This window comes from Bacillus zhangzhouensis, from assembly GCF_000715205.1.
GTDB lineage: Bacteria > Bacillota > Bacilli > Bacillales > Bacillaceae > Bacillus > Bacillus zhangzhouensis.
In genome coordinates, this window is the sequence record NZ_JOTP01000041.1 from 1 (window position 1) to 17,563 (window position 17,563).

Sequence of the window (17,563 nt, forward strand, 5' to 3'; positions counted from 1 at the left end):
CTCCAGAAGCTGCTGAACATATGAAAATTTCAGCAAAAGATTTAAAACATTTAGGAATTATTGATGAAATCATTCCTGAAATTAAAGGTGGAGCACAAAATGATATAAAATCACAGACCCTCAAGGTCTGTTTTCATTTTGCCTATTAGTTTTCAAATGTTGAGTTTGGATCGATCATCGTTGTGTTTCGATCTGCTGCAATACTGTACATTCCTGCAGTTGAAATCACCGTAAGAGCAATCATCGTAAAATCCTTCTTAAAAGTCATACAAACAATCCTCTCTCTGAATTTTGAGTTGTGTTTCTAATATCTTTTGATCAGCAACCGTAGCTTCTTCAAATCGACCTTGTTTCCCCCTACTCATCTGGATATACTATATAACTTGCTTCACAGCAGAAGCGAATAGCTGTTTCTGCGCTAAATACTGAAACACCTCGGCAAGCTGCTCCTCATTTATATTATTAACCTAAATCGCTTCTAAGATTTTCATAAAGCTTGTTAGGGGCTTCCTCACATGCCCATCAACTTAAGAATTTAGATTTTCGTTTTTGGGGTAGTTTTATTTTCTTAGCTTGATTGCGATGAGCGGTACCCCATAAAGGTCCCTGATACATAATTGATGTTCTGCCATTTGTAGAAAACAATCCACTTAAACCATTTTAACAAGAAGAAATATCTCGTCCATGTTGTCATATTGGCTTATGTTAAGCTTGTGAAAAAATCATATTGATGTATAATACAATTGATGTATGATGCACGAATTGTAGGAGGGTGACCTTTTTGAAAAGAGAAGATGCCTTAAAACTAAGAACAGATATTAAGAAAATGATTATAATAACTGGGGTTTTTGAATCTCAAAATTTGCCCAATGGACCATTTGAAAAACCTCTACCAACTTCTCAAATGATGGCGTTAGAGGAATTAGAGGTGGAAAGATTAACTGTTTGGCAACTATCCAATAAACTTAGATTAGATACTTCAACTGTAAGTAGATTGGTAGATAAGTTAGTAAAAAAGGGGCTTGTTTATCGTGAAGTAAATGAAAAAAATAGAAGAGAACTTTTTCTGCACCTCACAGAAAAAGGTCACATTACTGTTAATCGCTTAAGAGAACAATCCCTTACATTTTATCAACGTATCCTCAATAATTTATCAGAATCAGAACAAAAAATAGTTGTGGATGGTTTTGAATTATTTATTGATTCTATTTCTAAGTCTTTTGATTAGAGTGAGGTAAATCATAACCTTTGGAGGATAAAATGAGTTTGGATTTTGAACGTCCTATTATTGAACTAAAAGAGAAATTTGATGAATTAAAGAAAATGATGAAAGAAAATAATGTAGATTTATCGTCAGAAATTCATTTATTAGAAAAACGTTTAAATAAAATGCAAGATGAAATTTATTCTAATCTTACACCTTTTCAACGAGTTCAAATTGCAAGGCTACGTAACCGGCCCACGACATTGGATTATATACCTTTATTGTTTACAAACTTTTTCGAACTTCATGGTGATCGATTATATGGTGATGATAAAGCAATGATAGGTGGTATTGCAAAATTTAAAGAGATGCCCGTTACGGTTATTGGTCATCAAAGAGGTAGAAGTACAAAGGAAAATATAGAAAGAAATTTTGGAATGTCACATCCAGAAGGATATAGAAAAGCGCTAAGACTTATGAAACAAGCTGATAAATTTAATCGCCCTATTATTACATTTATTGATACAATAGGCGCCTATCCAGGGAAAGGGTCTGAAGAACGTGGAATTTCTGAAGCGATAGCTCGAAATCTTTTGGAAATGGCTACGCTTAAGGTCCCGATTGTTTGTATTGTAATTGGAGAGGCATCAAGTGGTGGAGCTCTTGGCATTAGTGTCGGTAACCATATCCATATGTTAGAGTATTCATGGTACTCGGTAATTTCGCCAGAAGGAGCAGCATCTATCCTATGGAAGGATGCTAAGTATGCTCCAGAAGCTGCTGAACATATGAAAATTTCAGCAAAAGATTTAAAACATTTAGGAATTATTGATGAAATCATTCCTGAAATTAAAGGTGGAGCACAAAATGATATAAAATCACAGGCAAAAATGATTGAATCTGTGATCGAATCATCTCTAAAAAAATTGATACCATTATCCTCGGAAGAGCTTATACAACAGCGATATGAAAAGTATAGACAAATAGAGAATTATAAATGAAAATATTTAAAGTCCATATTACATTTAGGAGGATTCTTACAAAGAATTCTAAATATTTTGTAAGTAACCTCTTAAACTGGATATGCTGATACTATTAAAAGGTGTGTGATCGGTATGAAAAAGGATTTTCTTCCATCAATACTTTTTCTGAAGGTCCTCAAATCGTCCTCATAAAAAAACAGACCCTGCATGGTCTGTTTTCATTTTGCCTATATGTTTTGAGATTCTCCATCTCTCAGTCGCCGAGCCATATCTAAAGCAAAATAAGTCAAAATGCCATCGCATCCGGCGCGTTTGAACGACATTAATGATTCTTCAATTACAACATTTGCATCAAGCCAACCATTCTGAATAGCTGCCATCAACATTGAATATTCTCCACTAACCTGGTAAGCAAAAGTAGGAACTTTAAATTCCGATTTCACCCTATGTATGACATCTAAATACGGCAGCCCTGGTTTTACCATGACCATGTCTGCGCCTTCATTCAAATCAAGCGCTACCTCTCGAAGGGCTTCATCGCTATTGGCAGAATCCATTTGATAGCTTTTTTTATCCCCAGATAATACATTCCCCAGAGCTTGACGGAAAGGACCATAGAAGCCGGATGCATATTTCACCGCATACGATAGAATTCTTGTATTGACCAGTTCCTTTTCCTCTAAAGCACTCCGTATAGCACCTATACGCCCATCCATCATGTCGGATGGAGCTACAACATCAAAACCAGCTTCCGCAAGTATGATGGCTTGTTCGGATAATCTACTTACACTTTCATCGTTTACGACATAGCCATTACGTAAAATTCCATCTTGCCCATGAGTGGTGTAAGGATCTAATGCAACATCACCGATTAATCCGAGTTCCGGGAATGCTCTCTTAAGCTCGCGGGCTGCCCGACAAATCAAATTATCCGGATTTGTCGCCTCACTCCCATCTGCATCTTTTTTTTCTGGATCGATAACAGGAAATAGCGCAACTGCTGGAATTCCCAATTCTACTGCCTGTCCCACGTGTTCAATAAGTCGATCCAGTCCGACTCGCAACTGCCCTGGCAGCGAAACAATTTCTTCCTCTCCCGGTTGTTCCCGAACAAAAACTGGCCAAATGAAATCATCAGCAGACAATCGATTTTCAGCGACCAATCTGCGGCTCCAGTCATTGTTTCGATTTCTTCTCATCCGAATGGACGGAAAACTCTCCATCAATATCATCTCCTACTGTTTTTTTACCTAGTGGTTTTATTATTGCTCAATTATATACCGACTTTGAACAAAAAGCTCGATTTCCAGCTGGAATTAACTTTCTCCTGTCGGTATAGTACCTTTAATTGCTGACTTGAACCTTAACAGACGTAACTATTCACTTTAAAGGTATATTAATGAACACTTGGTCGTTAGATGTTTTCAAAGTGAGCCATGTCGAAATCCAGGATTCTTCATGACCCTTCAAAGCCGGTTAAATTGGTTCCGGTATTTTCAAACCAACACGTGAAGAAAGAATTTTGTCCATCCCTTACCTAATTCACATAAAACACCTATCTCTTATATTCATTATCACATCCAGGAATTTACAAAGCGCCAAAAAAAAAGCTCCTGTAAAGGAGCTTGTGATAGTTATCGGTTTAATATAAAACTTGTCTATAAAAAATACATCATTGAAAATTATTTATAATTGTACTTAATGCTTTCTTTAGTACAACCTTATCATCATTTGACAAGTTTTGAAGCGCTGTCTTGTTCAGCTCAATTGTTGCTGCTTCAACTTGATCTCTAATGACTAAAGATTTTTGAGTAGCCTCTACTAAAATATTTCTTCGATTGTTTGGATCTATTGTGCGTTCAATTAAGTCAGCTTTTTGCATTTTATCTAAAATTCCAGAAACTGTTGACGCTTCTAAATATACAAGTTCTCCAATTTGTTTAGGAGATAGCTGGCCCTCTCTCCACAGACAGTTCAACACACCATATTGAGCGGGTGTCAAATCACATTCCTCTAAAAGCTTACTAAAGTACTTAAACACTTTATTTTGACTAACACTTAGTAAAAAATTTATGCACTCTGATAATTCCATTTTATCTCCCCCACATTGACTTCACCTATAATATCATGGTAGTTTTTTAATTGAAATACTTTTGCACCAGAAATATTTTGTTATGATATATTTTTAGAGGGGAAGATAAACAATGGATTCATTTAAAGCGATTCTAGTTACAGAAAAAAATGATCAAGTTAGTTATGATCTTCAAAATGTAAGTGTTAATGATTTATCTGAAGGAGAAGTATTAATTAAAGTAGCATATTCTTCAATCAATTATAAAGATATGCTGGCTGTTCAAAAAAATGGAGGGATTATTCGTAACTATCCAATGATTCCTGGAATTGATCTAAGTGGAACTATCGTTCATACAACAGATAATCGTTTCATAGAGGGTCAACAAGTTATTGTCACAGGTTTCGCTATGGGCATGAGCCACACTGGAGGTTTTTCTGAATATGCTAGAGTACCTGCGGATTGGATTGTTCCTTTGCCAAATAACTTGACTTTAAAAGAAGCAATGATTTTTGGAACAGCAGGCTTTACCGCAGCTCTTTCTATCATGGCTTTACAGGAAAATGGTATGAGTACGAAAAATCAACCTAATATACTCGTTACGGGGTCAACTGGTGGAGTTGGTAGCATTGCTATACAATTATTATCTAAAATTGGGTACAAAAATATTTTTGCTTTAGTGCGTAAAGATAATCAAGCTGATATAGCAAAATCTTTAGGAGCAACTGATGTCATTTTTGCAAACGAGTTAGGAGAGCTAAAAAAACCATTAAACAAGCAAAAATTTGACTTCGTTTTAGATACCGTAGGAGGAGATGTGGCTTCTGTGATCATTCCTCAAATTTCTTATGGTGGAAGCATGAGCATGTGCGGGAATGCAGGCGGAATTAAATTAACAACAACTGTGTTACCTTTTATTCTGAGAGGAATCAACCTTCTAGGGATCGATTCTGTAAATGTACCAATCAATAAACGCAAAGTAATTTGGAACGAGATAGCAAACGAATGGAATATCTCCCAAACGACCCTAGTCAATGAGATTACTCTCGATACGTTACCTGAAAAAATTGAAGCCATTAAAAATGGTCAACATTTAGGAAGAACCATTATTAAATATTAAGATAAACGAACTTTATTTATTTAAATTACACCAGACAAATATTGAATGTATTGATGCAGTACCCCATCCCAAACAGGTGGGGGTACATCTATTCAAAAAAGAGCGGGACATGCTAGTGCTAAAACAACCTCAGATATTTATAGTCATGTCACAAACAAATTAGAATTTAACACTGCAGAACACTTTAATCGTTTTGATCCTAAAAATACTGAGAAACAATCTGGCGGATAAAGTTCGTCCCCAATTCGTCCCCAATCAAAAGAAACAGAACGAATATTCGTTGTCAAAAAACAAAAAACCCTTGCTATGCAAGGGTTTCAACGATGATTCCGACTGGGCTCGAACCAGCGACCTCTACCCTGTCAAGGTAGCGCTCTCCCAGCTGAGCTACGGAATCGGGTTATGTATCAGTTCTGGGCTTTCTGTTACTGACAGTCTCTATTATATAACCATCATGATAAGTCGTCAATGGTTTTGTTTAAAAAGGTCAAAAAGCCGGCGGCCATGCCGGCTTTATTCTTTCCTTATGATTGGTTGACAAGGACGGGCTTTAGTTGATCGAGTGCTTGTTTGAAGTCGCGTTTGAGGTCTTCTCCGTTTTCGACTCCCACACTTAATCGAAGCAGCCCATCTGTAATCCCTCTTTTTTCTCTTTCTTCTTTTGGCATAGCCGCGTGGGACATTTTTGCCGGGTAGGAAAGAATGGATTCGACAGCACCAAGGCTGACGGCGAATACAGGTAATGTGACCGCATCCACTAATTCTTTGACTGCCGCTTGGTTTTCTAGTTCAAATGAGAGAACAGCTCCTGCTCCGCTTGCTTGCTTACGCTGAATGTCTGCACCTGGATGGTCATCTAAGCCTGGGTAGTATACTTTTTTCACCGCAGGATGTTCTTTTAGAAATGAAGCCAGTTCGAATGCCGTTTGGCTTGCTTTTTCTAATCTGACCTGAAGGGTTTTTAGCCCTCTTAACACAAGCCAGCAATCCTGCACGCCAAGGACCGCACCGAAGGAGTTTTGCAGCGAATATAGGTCATCTCCCAGCTTCTCATCTTTAACCACTGCTAAGCCTGACAGCACATCACTGTGGCCGCTTAAAAATTTCGTTGCGCTGTGCAGCACAATATCAACGCCAAGGTCTAGCGGCCGCTGAAGAGCAGGCGTTAAAAACGTATTATCTAAGAAGGTCAAACAGTCATGCTCTTTTGCAAGCTGGACGACGCCTTCAATATCCGTAATGCCTAGTGTAGGGTTTGACGGTGTTTCCATATAAATGACCTTCGTATTCGATTGAATGCCTTGTTTGACTTCATTTAAATCTGTCATATCCACAAAGGTGTGCTCAATTCCAAATCTCGAAAGGACTTGCGTGATCATACGGAATGTTCCGCCATACACATCTCTTGTGACAAGGACGTGATCTCCTTTTGATAAAAGAAGAAAAGCGGTCGAAATGGCTGCCATGCCTGATGCAAAGGCAAGCCCTCTTGTTCCTCCTTCTAACGCTGCAATGGTATCCTCTAATGCTTGACGTGTAGGTGTCCCTGATCTGGAGTAGTCATATTGGCCAAATTCATCAAAGCTGCTTTGATGAAATGTGGACGCATGCTGAATCGGCACACTGACTGCACCTGTTGACCGGTCTGTTTTAAACGCATTATGAACAAGTTGTGTTTCGAGAGTCCAATCGTGTGTGGTCATTTTGCGTGTACCTCCTCTTTTACTTGTGATAGTGCCTGTTTCAAATCTGCTTTTAGGTCATCCACATGCTCAATGCCAACAGAGAAACGAAGCAGTTTGTTACACACACCGTTTGCAATGCGAATTTCTTCTGGAATGTCCATGTGCGTTTGCGTGGCAGGATACGTAATGAAGCTTTCGATTCCGCCAAGACTTTCAGCAAAACAAATCGTTTTCAGCTGCTTTAAAAATGGATTGACCCAGTCCTCTTTGGCTACTCGGAATGACAGCATCCCTCCCTTTCCTGGGTAAAGAACATCTTGAATTTCAGGCTGCTTCTCTAAAAACTCTGCTAACTCCTTCGCATTTGCCTCGTGCTGGCGCATTCTAAGAGCCAATGTTTTCATCCCTCTCATTAAAAGCCATGAATCAAATGGAGATAGAACCGCTCCGATGGCATTTTGATGCTGGAACATGTCTTCAGATAGCTGCTCCCCTTTTGTGACAACGAGCCCGGCAAGGACGTCGTTATGTCCGCCTAAATATTTGGTTGCGCTATGAATGACAATGTCCGCTCCAAGCGTAATCGGCTTTTGCAAGACTGGTGTGTAAAAGGTGTTATCGACAATCACCAAAGCGTCATGCTCTTTTGCAATCTGCGCTATTTTTTGAATATCTGCTTCCTGCATGAGTGGATTTGTCGGCGTTTCAATAAAGACGGCTTTTGTGTTTGGCGAGATTTTAGAGCGTAAACAGTCTTCATCTGAAAAATCATCGTAAAGAAAACGCAAACCGTATTTTTTCCATTCGTTTTCAAACAAACGGTATGTTCCGCCATATAAGTCTGATGAGACAATGAGTTCATCTCCGCTCTCAAATAGAGCCATGATCGTTTGGATCGCTGCCATTCCCGAACTGAAAGCAAAACCGGCCGTCCCTTCTTCTAGTGAAGCAATCGCATCCTCTACAAGCTGTCTAGTTGGGTTTTTCGTTCGAATGTAATCAAAACCTGTTGATTCACCTATGCCTCTATGTCTGTATGCTGTTGAAAGATAAATGGGAGGACTGACAGTGCCAGTCGCCTCTTCGCTACGGTTTCCAATTTGCGCTAATTTCGTTTCCACATGTTCTTTCATATGACACCATCCTAAGTAAAAATCTGATTTCAAAACAGAAAACCCCTTCTTCATAAGAAGAAGGGGTTTAATCGCTTCCTCTTATCTTCCAAGCAAAAAAGCTGCTTGCTGGATTTAGCACCTTGGTACATCACATGAAGTGATGCATACCGGTTGCTGAGGTTTCAAAGGGCCAGTCCCTCCACCTCTCACGATAAGAATGTGTTGTCTGTCTGTTCTAATTCCTAATACTGTAACGCATTAAAACTCATTTTTCAAGGGGAAATGTCATGATTAATTAAAATTTTCTGTATTTTATAACAGAATGGATGTCAGTCGATTTGATTGCATGTTAGCATATAGGAACAACGATGTTTTTCATGTTACAATGAATGGAAACGTTTCACTTGTGATGAATTTGGTTAGCTGGAGGAATGGATTATGGTGAAGAAAACAGGAATCATACAAGAGGAAATCTTACAATCAAAAGAACTCGGAACGGACATGACCGTTTTAATCTATTTGCCAGTCAATTACTCCCCTCTTTATACATATCATGTCATCATTGCACAAGATGGTCATGATTATTTCCGCTTAGGTAAAATAGGCAGACAGGCGGAAGAATTGATGCAAAACAAAGAAATGGAACGCTCGATTATCATTGGTGTTCCTTATGAAAATGTCACTGAAAGGCGAAATACGTATCACCCAGATGGCACAAAGTTTGAGGCGTATAAACGCTTTTTGGCAAATGAACTCGTTCCTTATATTGATGAACACTATCCAACGTATCAAATTGGGTCAGGACGTACATTTATTGGGGATTCACTAGGCGCTACGATCTCACTCATGACAGCTATTGATTATCCTTCTTTATTTGGTGGGCTGATTTTGCAGTCTCCATATGTTGATAAGTCGGTCTTAGAAGCCGTCAAACAGACAACAGCACTTTCTCATTATGCCATTATCCATCAAATTGGATTGGAAGAAACGGCTGTGAAAACAACAGATGGCCAAGTGCTTGATTTTATCAAACCGAATGAAGACTTAAAGGCCCTTCTTGAACAGTCTGGTGCGGATTATTTATTTGAGACATTCGCAGGGGATCATAAATGGACGTTTTGGCAGCCACTCATTGCCCCTTCGTTAAAAAGAATGCTCCCATATTCGTTAATCAACTGAATTTTGTTATAATAAACAATAATAAATACTTTCTTAATCAGGAGGGAACATGATGAAATACGGAGTTGTTATATTTCCATCAAAAAAATTGCAAGATGTTGCGAACTCTTATCGGAAACGTTATGATCCGAACTATGCACTCATACCGCCTCATTTAACATTAAGAACACCTTTTGAATTAACGGATCTAGAAGCAGCAGAGGTCGTCTCAACCTTGCGAGAGTATGCAAAGAATGCTTCTCCTATTACCTTACGTATTAAAAAATTCAGTTCATTCGCTCCTGTAAACAACGTCATTTATATGAAAGTAGATCCGAACGAGGAATTAATGACTCTAAATGAAAAATTGTACACTGATCCACTTGCTGGCACACCTGAATATGCATTTGTTCCGCATGTAACAGTGGCTCAAAAATTATCAGATGATGAGCATTCAGACGTACTTGGCACATTAAAGCTGAGAAAGATTGATCATGAGGAAACGGTTGACCGCTTCCACCTTTTATATCAATTAGAGAATGGATCTTGGACCGTTTATGAAACATTTATTTTAGGAGAGGGATAAAGACATTTGAAAACAGTTATCGCAAAAACACAAACACAACGAGAAGATGCATATTACGTTCGAAAAGAAGTGTTCGTAAAAGAACAAGAAGTCCCATTTGAGATCGAAATTGATGAACTAGAAGACGAAGCCATCCATTTTGTCATTTATAACGATGACAAAAAGCCACAGGCTGCCGCTAGACTGCGTATTATTGAAGGTCCCAAGGCAAAGCTTGAACGGATTTGTGTGTTAAAAGAGGCGCGCTCTTTTGGTCTTGGTCACAAACTATTAGAGGCGCTAGAAACAGAAGCCACTTCCAAGGGAGCGAAGGAAGCTGTTATGCATGCACAAGTCCAAGCTCTTCCTTTCTACGAAAAGAAAGGCTACAAAGCCGTTTCTGAACCATTTGAAGAAGCGGGTATCACACATGTCAAAATGACAAAAACGCTATCTGTTTGATCAAAGAGAAAAGCCAGGGCATCATGGATGCTCTGGCTTTTTCATTATTCATTATCGTTCGTCTAGGTAAGAAAGCGCAATCATTTATATATAAGCATTGATGTGAATGCCCTTGCCTTCCTCCATAAACATATCTCGCACAAAGCGTTCCCGCTTTTTTTGCTGTACTTTCGTTTCTGCTTCTGTCACTAAGTCCTCTTTTTTCTCCAGCTCTCTGTATACCTTGTCATGAAAGGTGCGAGTAACCTTTGTCACTTTCGCATAGTCTTCTTTATCCTGAGGAGCAGGACGATTGATATATTGAAAATACAGATCCGGCTGAATCGGGGCTATATATCCCATCAAGAACGCCTCCTTAGCTTCTCTTCTATTCTACTATTCCCTAATTATGACTGTTTGAAACACACTTCATTTGATATGATTAGATTTGTTTCTTTTTAAGATTGATTGACTATTGGAGGACTAGCTTTGAAATGCGCACGACGACATGATCGAACGATCTCATTACATACATATTCGAGAGAACATTATCAATTCCTCCATGATGAGGGAAAAAAAGGGCACTTATCTTGCCCATATTGCGGACAACCAGTCTTTTTCAGATTAAATATACATGAAGAGCCTGCCTTTATTCATAAGCAAACATCTCAGCAAGAGATATGCGAAAAAGCAGAAGAACAAGAAGACATGAAAAAAAAGAAAGAACCAGAGGAAAGTGCTTCCTACAAAGAACTTGGCGGCTTCCGTTTTCCAACTGGCAAACAGGTCATCTCGCAAACAAAGGAATCGTATGATTGGCAGGAACCAAGGTCGATTCAATTCAGCGAAGTCTTACATTTAGAAGAGAATGAACAAGTACATACCATCGACCTTTTTCCTCAAATCACCTTTAGCGCGCCGCAGCTTCAAGCTGTCACACATAAAGATGGGCCAATGCTTGTTCTGGCTGGTGCCGGAAGCGGGAAAACAAGGGTGCTGACGGCTAGAGCGGCCTATCTGATCTCACACCATCAAATTCCTGCTCACCACATATTACTCGTGACCTTCACTACAAAAGCCAGCAGTGAAATGAAAGAACGACTGCGCAAGCAATACCAGCTTCAGCCATCACAGGCGAACCAAGTCGTAACGGGCACCTTCCACAGTCTTTTTTATAAAATGCTGCTTCACGATGATCCGAACAAATGGAACGGCCAGCACCTGATCAAGTTCGACTGGCAAAAGGAACAGTACCTTCGGAAAGCAATCATGAATGAAGGACTTGATGAGAAAGACTATCCTACTGATCAAGTGTTACAATCGATCGGCTATTGGAAAAATGCCTTTTTACCCGGCGAACTTCCTGAGCTGAAAGATGAAAAAGACAAAAAAATCTGGACGATCTATCAATCGTATGAACAGCAGAAACGAGACCATCAGCAATTTGACTTTGATGACATGGCCATTGCCTGCTTACACATGCTGACGGAACAGCCTGAACTGCTCAAACGATATCAAGAACGATTCAAGTATATTTTAGTTGATGAATTTCAGGATATTAATCCGGTTCAATATGAATTGATTCAACTTTTAGCCGGGGAATCAGAGCAGCTATTTTGTGTAGGTGATGATGATCAAGCCATTTATGCCTTTAGGGGCAGCAACCCTGCTTTCATTCTTGAATTCAAACAGGACTACCCTTCCGCTCAGGTCGTCCAATTACATGCGAATTACCGTTCTCACCATACGATTGTCGCAAGTGCAGATGCCATTATTAAAAAGAACCAGCATCGCTATGCGAAGTCGTTAAAAGCGGTTCGTGCGGAGAAAATCCCTCCCACTCTCTTTTATCCGTATGACGAGGAAGAGGAAGCGACCATGATTGTGGCAGATATTCAGGAGAAAATTAAAAATGGAGCAAAGCCGAATGATGTCTGTGTGCTGTTTAGAACCAATACGGGAGGACGAGCCATTTATGAACGGCTGCATCAATCGGCGATTCCGTATGAGACAGATGCTGGCGTGAAAGCCTTCTATAGCAGACGAATTGTTCGAGTGCTGCTTGCCTTTCTTTCTTTAAGTCAGGATGCAGATGATGTGGCTGCAATGAAACAGCTGCTGCCGGTCTTCTTTTTAAAGCAGCAAACACTGAACACACTGAAGGCGCTGACCATCACGGAGGATTGTTCAATGGTAGACGCCCTTGGAAAACTAACAGACATTCAGCCGTTTCAGCGTAAAAAGCTGCAATCGATCGTTCCTCTGTTCCGAACCTTACGAACGTTAAAGCCGTCTGACGCTGTGGTGTTTATTGAACAAAAGATGGGACTTGGTGATTACTTAAAAAAACGTGTGAACGATACGAATGTGCTTGAAAAAGGGTCAGATGATGTACGTGATGTGAAAACAGCTGCAAAACGCTTTGAAACAATTGAAGCCTTTCTCGCACATGCCGAACACATGAAATCTGCTGAAAAGGAAAAAACAGATGAGCCAGGCGTTCAGCTCATGACGATTCACCGTGCAAAAGGACTTGAATTCCAAACGGTGTACATCACTTGTGTGGTTGACGGGGCACTGCCTCATGATTTCTCACTTGATGAACTGAGAAACGGTGATGAAGAAGCCCTTGAAGAAGAGCGGCGCTTATTATATGTTGCTATGACAAGAGCAGAACAATCTCTCTATTTATCTGTTCCATCATGTAGAAGAGGGAAAACCGCTCATCGTTCTCGCTTTTTGTACCCTCTTCTAAAGAAAAATCGTGAATGATTCAAACAAAAACAACAGGCCCCCCTTTGAGCGGAGAGCCTGTTGTTTATTTTTTGTTATTCATCATTTTAGCGATTGTATTGAAATCAAGCTTTTCTTTCCCACTTGTAATCGATTGAACGATTTTGTCTTCCATTTCTTTAGGTACACGTTTGTTTGCAAGCTGCGCTACTTTTTTAATGACACCTCGAACGGTATTCTCATCTTTAAAATTGGCATTTTGCAAAGAACCTGCAAGCTTAAAGACATCATTCATATTCACACCTGTTTTATTTTCAACGCTTTTAAAGAATTTATTATCCATTCATTTGCCTCCTCTTTGTGGAGTAATCACCTTACTATATGAAAATAGGCGAGATATGTGCCTATCCTACTACCTTGTTAGACCAAAGAGAAAGGAAAGCAAAAGGCTCCCCCATTGCTTCCCTCACCTTCTTACTGTTTAGTTAAAGAAAGAAGCACCAACGATGATTAGAAGGATGAACAACACGACAACAAGAACGAATGTTGAACCATAACCGCCGCCGTAGCCGCCGCCATAACCTCCGCAAGAACCGCCACCGTAACCGTAACAACTCATATTTAAGCACCTCCTCTTCTCCCTTACAAAGTATGAAAAATGAAAGAAATGGTTTGGACGATCACATAAAAAAGTGCGGAATTTTTATTTCTGCTGTTTAAAGACGTAATCTGCCTCTCCATGACGTATCATGAATGCTTCTGTTTCTTTCGCAAAAGCATCCATCTTCACGCCAAAAGCTTTTAAGTGCTGCTCAAGATCATTCGCCTTATCAGCTAGATCCATTTCAGCCTTTTCGTGCGCTTGTTCTTTCCCATCATGCGGTTTAGTGAACAAAGAGCCGATTAATTGTTCGAATGCGTCCATTCTGGTCACCCCTTCTCTCTTTCATATGCTGAACTCAAAAAAAGGGCAACAAAAAAACCGGATAAATCCGGCTTTTGTTTTTTCTCCTATTGATATTTCTTTTTCTTTCCACAGCCGCAGCCAGTCTTCTTGATTTTCTTCGTATAAACAGATTGTTGATTTGACTGCGCTGGATAACCTTGAAGCATATGTGACGGCGTTTCAGTTGGTTTCATCGCAACCCTTCCTTTCCTATTCCATGTTAGTATATGCATTTTTTTAAAGCGTGTCTGATCAGAATGCCTGTTTATTTCACAAGCCTCGACACGACTGCTTCAATCATGCCTGCTGCTGCGGCAATCGCTAATAGTAAATTTAGCCACATGCTGATGACAGGAAAAAGTATGTAAATCACAAGTAAAGCAGCAGTGCACCATATGCCAGTACACCAATAACAGCTTAACAGCTCACCTACCCAAGACCGCAGCCCTTTTCCTTTAATGATGATATATGTCTCGACTTCACCTTGTTCGTTGACCTCTTCCTGTTCTTCATGAAATAGACGGCGGAAAGGGGCCGTAATGGTATCAAACACAATTAACCTCGTCAATCTAAAGGATGCGAGGGCAAATATAGCAAATGACAAAGTACCGCTCAGGAACCTCCACCTCCTTCTTTTTTCTTTTTCCGTCCTTTCTTTATATATGCAAAAAGAAAGACCACCATGATGAATCGAGTGGAAATAAAATTGGGTTGTACTTTTTCATGCTTTCTGATTCCACCTTGAGACCCTGCTGCATTAAATAATGTATAGATAAGAAAGGAGTGAAAGTATTGTCTATTGAAGAAAGTGCTGATTTATTATACACACAACTGTTAAACGAATTAATCAGCAATTATGATGATTTCATCGAAATCAAGGATTCCGAAAATGTCACGATTCATAAAACAGATGTAACAGCTGCACTCTCCCTTCAAGCGACCGTAACGACAATCATTACTCTTTTAATTCAAATTCTTGTACCAGACGATGAATTGGCTACAGACATCACAGAGCAGCTTTTATCCACACAACAAGTGACAGTCCAAAAGAAAACTGTGATTCAAATCATCAATTGTTATAACGTCACGATTACATTATCTGATGCATCCATTCTAAACTCTGTACAAATTCTCACTCAAACACTGAATGTACTCTTAGTTGAAGCCGGCATTCTTTGACCCTTTCTTTTTCTAACATTACGTATGAAAGAGGTGAAATAATCGTGGCTGAAGAGAACGAAAAAAAGGAATTTCAAATCAATACAGATGTTGACCCATTAACAAGTCTTCTTGTGAGTGATATTTTAAACAAAAACAATATCACCGATGATCAGAAAGCAAATATCTCAGATGATCAGAGAAGAATGATTCTGAAATTAGTTGAGGACCTACAAAAGAAGGCGAATGATTTCGTAGAACAGCAACAGGAGAAAAAAAGGCAGGCTGAAGCAGTAAAACATGTTGAAGACGTCGAACCTGAACCACAAGTCCGCACAAAACGAAATTCGCTTCGAGATCGTATTCAACAGCGCCGTCAAGCGCAGCAAAATAACGATTAAATAAAAATGGGTTGCCTGCTAGGGTAAATGCCCGAGACAAAACCATTCATTCCAGCATTTAATAAAGTAAACGGAAGGAGGAATAGAAATGGATTCTAAACCATACTCTTGGGTCGCTCTAGATCGTAACTGTACCCATCACGGCGAGGAGCACAACTATGAAAGAAGAGCAGTTTGTGACGGCCACTTTTTTGATGATGAAGATGTCTTACAAGACTTTGATCAAGTGAGTGTAACAAAGCAGACATCTGAGGAAGTCATTATCGTTAGAGACTCCTGTGACATTAACGTATCTTCTGTTGACGCACAAGTCGCAGCATCTATCCAAGTAGCTGTTCAAACAGCAATTATCACAATTACAAACATCTCAATCGCTGATGGTGATTTGGCTGACCGCGTTACTCAAGATCTCTTACAAGCCGCTACTCACAAACAAACAAACCGTCAAAAACTCGTCATCGAAAATTCAAGAAACGTTACAGTATCTACAATCGATGCGGACATCTCAATCGCAATCCAAACACTTACACAAACACTTGTTGCGACAATCGTTGCAATTGGTATCCTCTAATGTACAAAAGCAGAGCGAAAAGCTCTGCTTTTCTTTTTATCAAAAATACAACAAATATAAATAGTCATTTACCCACACCAACTAGAGGGCGCATACATATGTTGTTAAGGACTAAAGTCAAATACCTTGTTAAAGGAGCTGAAATCCATGAGCTGCGGAAAACACCATGGCCGACATGATGAAAACTGTGTATGCGATGCGGTTGATAAGATTTTAGCAGAGCAGGAAGCTGTAGAAGATAAATGTCCTACGAGCTGCTACAGTAATTTATTAAGCCCGACAGTTTCTGGAAAAGATACAATTCCGTTTTTACTTTTTGATAAAAAGGGCGGATTGTTTTCTACTTTCGGAAACATTGGAGGATTTGTTGACGATTGCCAATGCTTCGAATCCATCTTCTTCCGGGTTGAAAAATTACACGACTGCTGTGCTACGTTATCTGTATTAAGACCTGTTGATGTACACGGACATACGCTGAGCGTGTGTCACCCTTGTGACCCTGACTTCTTTGGTCTAGAAAAAACGGACTTTTGTATTGAGGTTGATTTGAACTGCTTCTGCGCGATCCAATGTTTAAACCCAGAACTTGTAGACAGAGTCATGCCAACGAAAGATAAAAAACATCATCACCACGGCTAAACAAATCGTCCGTTGACCTAACTTGTCATGAGTCAAAGCATCCCCTTCCTTACGAATGACAACCAATCATGCGGAGGAGTCAGCAAAAGAGCTGCCGCTTCCGCATTGATTGAACCAAAAGGCTTCAACAGGCGTAACACAACATATCGCTTGTAGATGATGACAGTGCTCAAATACTCAAACAAAATTCCTTGTATAGGAGGGTTGAATATGAGCCGCAAACATTCATGGAACTGTGTAGCAGAGGCTGTTGAAAACATTAACGACTTACAAAATGCCGTCGAAGAAGAATGCCCGACTAGCTGTTACAGCAATCTTCTTTCTCCATCACATTCATTAGGTGACACTGTCCCGTTTGTTCTATTTACATCCAAATCAAAACCATTTGTCGCATTCGGAAACGTCGGAGAAGTAGATGCAGGACCTTGCTTCAGCACTGCATTTTTCAGAGTCGAACACATCTCTGATCACTGCGCAACACTCAGCTTGCTTATTGCATTTGACAAAGACCGTCATATTTTAGATTTTACAGATAAAGATTCAGTATGTGATGTGTTCCGATTAGAAAAATCGAAGTATTGCATCGAAGTGGATCTTGACTGCTTCTGCGCAATCGAGTGCTTAAATCCTCGACTCATCAACCGTAGCTGCTAACAAAAAAAGTCCCTAAATGGGACTCAGGCTGTCGAGAAAATCTCGACAGCTTTATTTTTTTCCTTAAAGTTTCCTTTCCCCCGTTTTATAATATAGAAAAGCATAATAAAGGAAGGTGT

23 protein-coding genes, 1 tRNA gene, 1 pseudogene and 1 riboswitch are annotated in these 17,563 nt (G+C 39.7%); of the genes and pseudogenes, 13 read left to right on the forward strand and 12 right to left on the reverse strand.

The annotated features are described in order from the left end of the window. A pseudogene (locus BA70_RS19765) lies at positions 1–116 on the forward strand (acetyl-CoA carboxylase carboxyl transferase subunit alpha); the annotation flags it as partial. A 29-nt stretch (positions 117–145) separates the two neighbouring features. Here BA70_RS19765 and BA70_RS20870 read toward each other — a convergent pair. Further along, positions 146–268 carry a hypothetical protein gene (locus BA70_RS20870; RefSeq protein WP_262982642.1) on the reverse strand — a complete coding sequence of 41 codons (123 nt, stop codon included), beginning with the start codon at positions 266–268 and terminating at the stop codon, positions 146–148. Between the two features lie 513 nt (positions 269–781). Here BA70_RS20870 and BA70_RS17970 point away from each other — a divergent pair. Together BA70_RS17970 and BA70_RS17975 are read left to right on the forward strand one after the other, a co-directional pair. Then, positions 782–1,228: a MarR family winged helix-turn-helix transcriptional regulator gene (locus BA70_RS17970; RefSeq protein ID WP_034325087.1), complete on the forward strand. Its 447-nt coding sequence runs from the start codon at positions 782–784 to the stop codon at positions 1,226–1,228. Positions 1,229–1,260: 32 nt separating this feature from the next. Next, on the forward strand, positions 1,261–2,205 hold the full coding sequence (locus tag BA70_RS17975) for an acetyl-CoA carboxylase carboxyltransferase subunit alpha (RefSeq protein WP_034325088.1): 945 nt from the start codon (positions 1,261–1,263) through the stop codon (positions 2,203–2,205). Positions 2,206–2,414: 209 nt separating this feature from the next. On the opposite strand, the gene hemB is transcribed toward BA70_RS17975, so the two are convergent. Further along, the gene (gene hemB, locus BA70_RS17980; RefSeq protein ID WP_034325090.1) at positions 2,415–3,410 is read right to left on the reverse strand and encodes a porphobilinogen synthase; all 996 of its coding nucleotides are present in this window, start codon (positions 3,408–3,410) and stop codon (positions 2,415–2,417) included. A 449-nt stretch (positions 3,411–3,859) separates the two neighbouring features. After that, positions 3,860–4,279, reverse strand: a complete 420-nt coding sequence (locus BA70_RS17985) for a MarR family winged helix-turn-helix transcriptional regulator (RefSeq protein ID WP_034325091.1) — start codon at positions 4,277–4,279, stop codon at positions 3,860–3,862. Between the two features lie 112 nt (positions 4,280–4,391). On the opposite strand from BA70_RS17985, the gene BA70_RS17990 reads away from it, so the two are divergent. Next, positions 4,392–5,378: a YhdH/YhfP family quinone oxidoreductase gene (locus tag BA70_RS17990; RefSeq protein WP_034325093.1), complete on the forward strand. Its 987-nt coding sequence runs from the start codon at positions 4,392–4,394 to the stop codon at positions 5,376–5,378. A gap of 324 nt (positions 5,379–5,702) precedes the next feature. Here the strand turns inward: BA70_RS17990 and BA70_RS17995 are convergent. The 3 genes from BA70_RS17995 to BA70_RS18005 all read right to left on the reverse strand — a co-directional run bounded on the left by BA70_RS17995 (position 5,703) and on the right by BA70_RS18005 (position 8,196). After that, positions 5,703–5,775 (reverse strand) — tRNA-Val (locus tag BA70_RS17995). A 127-nt stretch (positions 5,776–5,902) separates the two neighbouring features. After that, a complete protein-coding gene (gene metC, locus BA70_RS18000) occupies positions 5,903–7,081 on the reverse strand; it encodes a cystathionine beta-lyase (RefSeq protein WP_034325094.1) in 1,179 nt (392 codons plus the stop codon). Next, positions 7,078–8,196 carry a methionine biosynthesis PLP-dependent protein gene (locus tag BA70_RS18005; protein ID WP_034325096.1) on the reverse strand — a complete coding sequence of 373 codons (1,119 nt, stop codon included), beginning with the start codon at positions 8,194–8,196 and terminating at the stop codon, positions 7,078–7,080. Before BA70_RS18005 ends, metC begins: the two co-directional genes overlap by 4 nt. 78 nt (positions 8,197–8,274) lie before the next feature. Next, a riboswitch (SAM riboswitch) is annotated at positions 8,275–8,396 on the reverse strand. A gap of 220 nt (positions 8,397–8,616) precedes the next feature. Here BA70_RS18005 and BA70_RS18010 point away from each other — a divergent pair. Genes BA70_RS18010 through BA70_RS18020 form a run of 3 tightly spaced genes read left to right on the forward strand, consistent with a single transcriptional unit; the run spans position 8,617 to position 10,363 of the window. Then, positions 8,617–9,357 carry an alpha/beta hydrolase gene (locus BA70_RS18010; RefSeq protein ID WP_034325097.1) on the forward strand — a complete coding sequence of 247 codons (741 nt, stop codon included), beginning with the start codon at positions 8,617–8,619 and terminating at the stop codon, positions 9,355–9,357. Positions 9,358–9,409: 52 nt separating this feature from the next. Beyond that, positions 9,410–9,922 (forward strand): YjcG family protein, encoded by a 513-nt coding sequence (locus tag BA70_RS18015; protein ID WP_034325098.1) that lies wholly within the window; start codon positions 9,410–9,412, stop codon positions 9,920–9,922. Between the two features lie 6 nt (positions 9,923–9,928). After that, positions 9,929–10,363 (forward strand): GNAT family N-acetyltransferase, encoded by a 435-nt coding sequence (locus tag BA70_RS18020; protein WP_034325099.1) that lies wholly within the window; start codon positions 9,929–9,931, stop codon positions 10,361–10,363. Positions 10,364–10,447: 84 nt separating this feature from the next. Here the strand turns inward: BA70_RS18020 and BA70_RS18025 are convergent, their stop codons facing one another. After that, entirely contained in the window at positions 10,448–10,705 is a 258-nt protein-coding gene (locus tag BA70_RS18025; protein WP_034325100.1) for a hypothetical protein, read from the reverse strand. A gap of 126 nt (positions 10,706–10,831) precedes the next feature. Between BA70_RS18025 and BA70_RS18030 the strand changes: the two genes are divergently transcribed. Beyond that, positions 10,832–13,114 carry a UvrD-helicase domain-containing protein gene (locus BA70_RS18030; protein ID WP_034325101.1) on the forward strand — a complete coding sequence of 761 codons (2,283 nt, stop codon included), beginning with the start codon at positions 10,832–10,834 and terminating at the stop codon, positions 13,112–13,114. Between the two features lie 46 nt (positions 13,115–13,160). Here BA70_RS18030 and spoVIF read toward each other — a convergent pair whose 3' ends face one another. From spoVIF to BA70_RS18050, 5 genes are all read right to left on the reverse strand, one after another. After that, the gene (gene spoVIF / locus BA70_RS18035) at positions 13,161–13,418 is read right to left on the reverse strand and encodes a sporulation-specific transcription regulator SpoVIF (RefSeq protein ID WP_008348417.1); all 258 of its coding nucleotides are present in this window, start codon (positions 13,416–13,418) and stop codon (positions 13,161–13,163) included. A 138-nt stretch (positions 13,419–13,556) separates the two neighbouring features. Next, positions 13,557–13,694: a YjcZ family sporulation protein gene (locus BA70_RS19770; RefSeq protein WP_003212017.1), complete on the reverse strand. Its 138-nt coding sequence runs from the start codon at positions 13,692–13,694 to the stop codon at positions 13,557–13,559. 84 nt (positions 13,695–13,778) lie between these two features. Then, the gene (locus BA70_RS18045) at positions 13,779–14,000 is read right to left on the reverse strand and encodes a hypothetical protein (RefSeq protein ID WP_034325102.1); all 222 of its coding nucleotides are present in this window, start codon (positions 13,998–14,000) and stop codon (positions 13,779–13,781) included. Positions 14,001–14,086: 86 nt separating this feature from the next. Beyond that, positions 14,087–14,215, reverse strand: coding sequence for a hypothetical protein (locus BA70_RS20875; protein ID WP_008355383.1), 129 nt, complete (start codon positions 14,213–14,215; stop codon positions 14,087–14,089). A gap of 71 nt (positions 14,216–14,286) precedes the next feature. Next, complete coding sequence (locus BA70_RS18050) at positions 14,287–14,637, reverse strand: DUF1360 domain-containing protein (RefSeq protein ID WP_034325103.1); 351 nt, start codon at positions 14,635–14,637, stop codon at positions 14,287–14,289. Between the two features lie 167 nt (positions 14,638–14,804). Here BA70_RS18050 and BA70_RS18055 point away from each other — a divergent pair, with 167 nt between their 5' ends. The 5 genes from BA70_RS18055 (at position 14,805) to BA70_RS18075 (ending at position 17,444) form a co-directional block, all read left to right on the forward strand. Next, on the forward strand, positions 14,805–15,200 hold the full coding sequence (locus BA70_RS18055; protein ID WP_230030893.1) for a spore coat protein: 396 nt from the start codon (positions 14,805–14,807) through the stop codon (positions 15,198–15,200). A 44-nt stretch (positions 15,201–15,244) separates the two neighbouring features. Then, entirely contained in the window at positions 15,245–15,580 is a 336-nt protein-coding gene (locus BA70_RS18060; RefSeq protein WP_034325105.1) for a hypothetical protein, read from the forward strand. Between the two features lie 88 nt (positions 15,581–15,668). Further along, positions 15,669–16,151: a spore coat protein gene (locus BA70_RS18065; protein WP_034325106.1), complete on the forward strand. Its 483-nt coding sequence runs from the start codon at positions 15,669–15,671 to the stop codon at positions 16,149–16,151. 147 nt (positions 16,152–16,298) lie between these two features. Continuing rightward, entirely contained in the window at positions 16,299–16,790 is a 492-nt protein-coding gene (locus BA70_RS18070) for a CotY/CotZ family spore coat protein (RefSeq protein WP_017367028.1), read from the forward strand. A gap of 210 nt (positions 16,791–17,000) precedes the next feature. Continuing rightward, entirely contained in the window at positions 17,001–17,444 is a 444-nt protein-coding gene (locus tag BA70_RS18075) for a CotY/CotZ family spore coat protein (protein WP_034325107.1), read from the forward strand. Positions 17,445–17,563: the final 119 nt, after the last annotated feature.

Excerpts from the sequence above, each read along its gene's own strand:
- BA70_RS20870 (WP_262982642.1), bottom strand. The coding sequence starts at position 268 with ATGACTTTTAAGAAGGATTTTACGATGATTGCTCTTACGGTGATTTCA.
- BA70_RS17975 (WP_034325088.1), top strand. The coding sequence starts at position 1,261 with ATGAGTTTGGATTTTGAACGTCCTATTATTGAACTAAAAGAGAAATTT.
- hemB (WP_034325090.1), bottom strand. The coding sequence starts at position 3,410 with ATGGAGAGTTTTCCGTCCATTCGGATGAGAAGAAATCGAAACAATGAC.
- BA70_RS17985 (WP_034325091.1), bottom strand. The coding sequence starts at position 4,279 with ATGGAATTATCAGAGTGCATAAATTTTTTACTAAGTGTTAGTCAAAAT.
- BA70_RS17990 (WP_034325093.1), top strand. The coding sequence starts at position 4,392 with ATGGATTCATTTAAAGCGATTCTAGTTACAGAAAAAAATGATCAAGTT.
- metC (WP_034325094.1), bottom strand. The coding sequence starts at position 7,081 with ATGACCACACACGATTGGACTCTCGAAACACAACTTGTTCATAATGCG.
- BA70_RS18005 (WP_034325096.1), bottom strand. The coding sequence starts at position 8,196 with ATGAAAGAACATGTGGAAACGAAATTAGCGCAAATTGGAAACCGTAGC.
- BA70_RS18010 (WP_034325097.1), top strand. The coding sequence starts at position 8,617 with ATGGTGAAGAAAACAGGAATCATACAAGAGGAAATCTTACAATCAAAA.
- BA70_RS18015 (WP_034325098.1), top strand. The coding sequence starts at position 9,410 with ATGAAATACGGAGTTGTTATATTTCCATCAAAAAAATTGCAAGATGTT.
- BA70_RS18025 (WP_034325100.1), bottom strand. The coding sequence starts at position 10,705 with ATGGGATATATAGCCCCGATTCAGCCGGATCTGTATTTTCAATATATC.
- spoVIF (WP_008348417.1), bottom strand. The coding sequence starts at position 13,418 with ATGGATAATAAATTCTTTAAAAGCGTTGAAAATAAAACAGGTGTGAAT.
- BA70_RS19770 (WP_003212017.1), bottom strand. The coding sequence starts at position 13,694 with ATGAGTTGTTACGGTTACGGTGGCGGTTCTTGCGGAGGTTATGGCGGC.
- BA70_RS18045 (WP_034325102.1), bottom strand. The coding sequence starts at position 14,000 with ATGGACGCATTCGAACAATTAATCGGCTCTTTGTTCACTAAACCGCAT.
- BA70_RS20875 (WP_008355383.1), bottom strand. The coding sequence starts at position 14,215 with ATGAAACCAACTGAAACGCCGTCACATATGCTTCAAGGTTATCCAGCG.
- BA70_RS18065 (WP_034325106.1), top strand. The coding sequence starts at position 15,669 with ATGGATTCTAAACCATACTCTTGGGTCGCTCTAGATCGTAACTGTACC.
- BA70_RS18070 (WP_017367028.1), top strand. The coding sequence starts at position 16,299 with ATGAGCTGCGGAAAACACCATGGCCGACATGATGAAAACTGTGTATGC.
- BA70_RS18075 (WP_034325107.1), top strand. The coding sequence starts at position 17,001 with ATGAGCCGCAAACATTCATGGAACTGTGTAGCAGAGGCTGTTGAAAAC.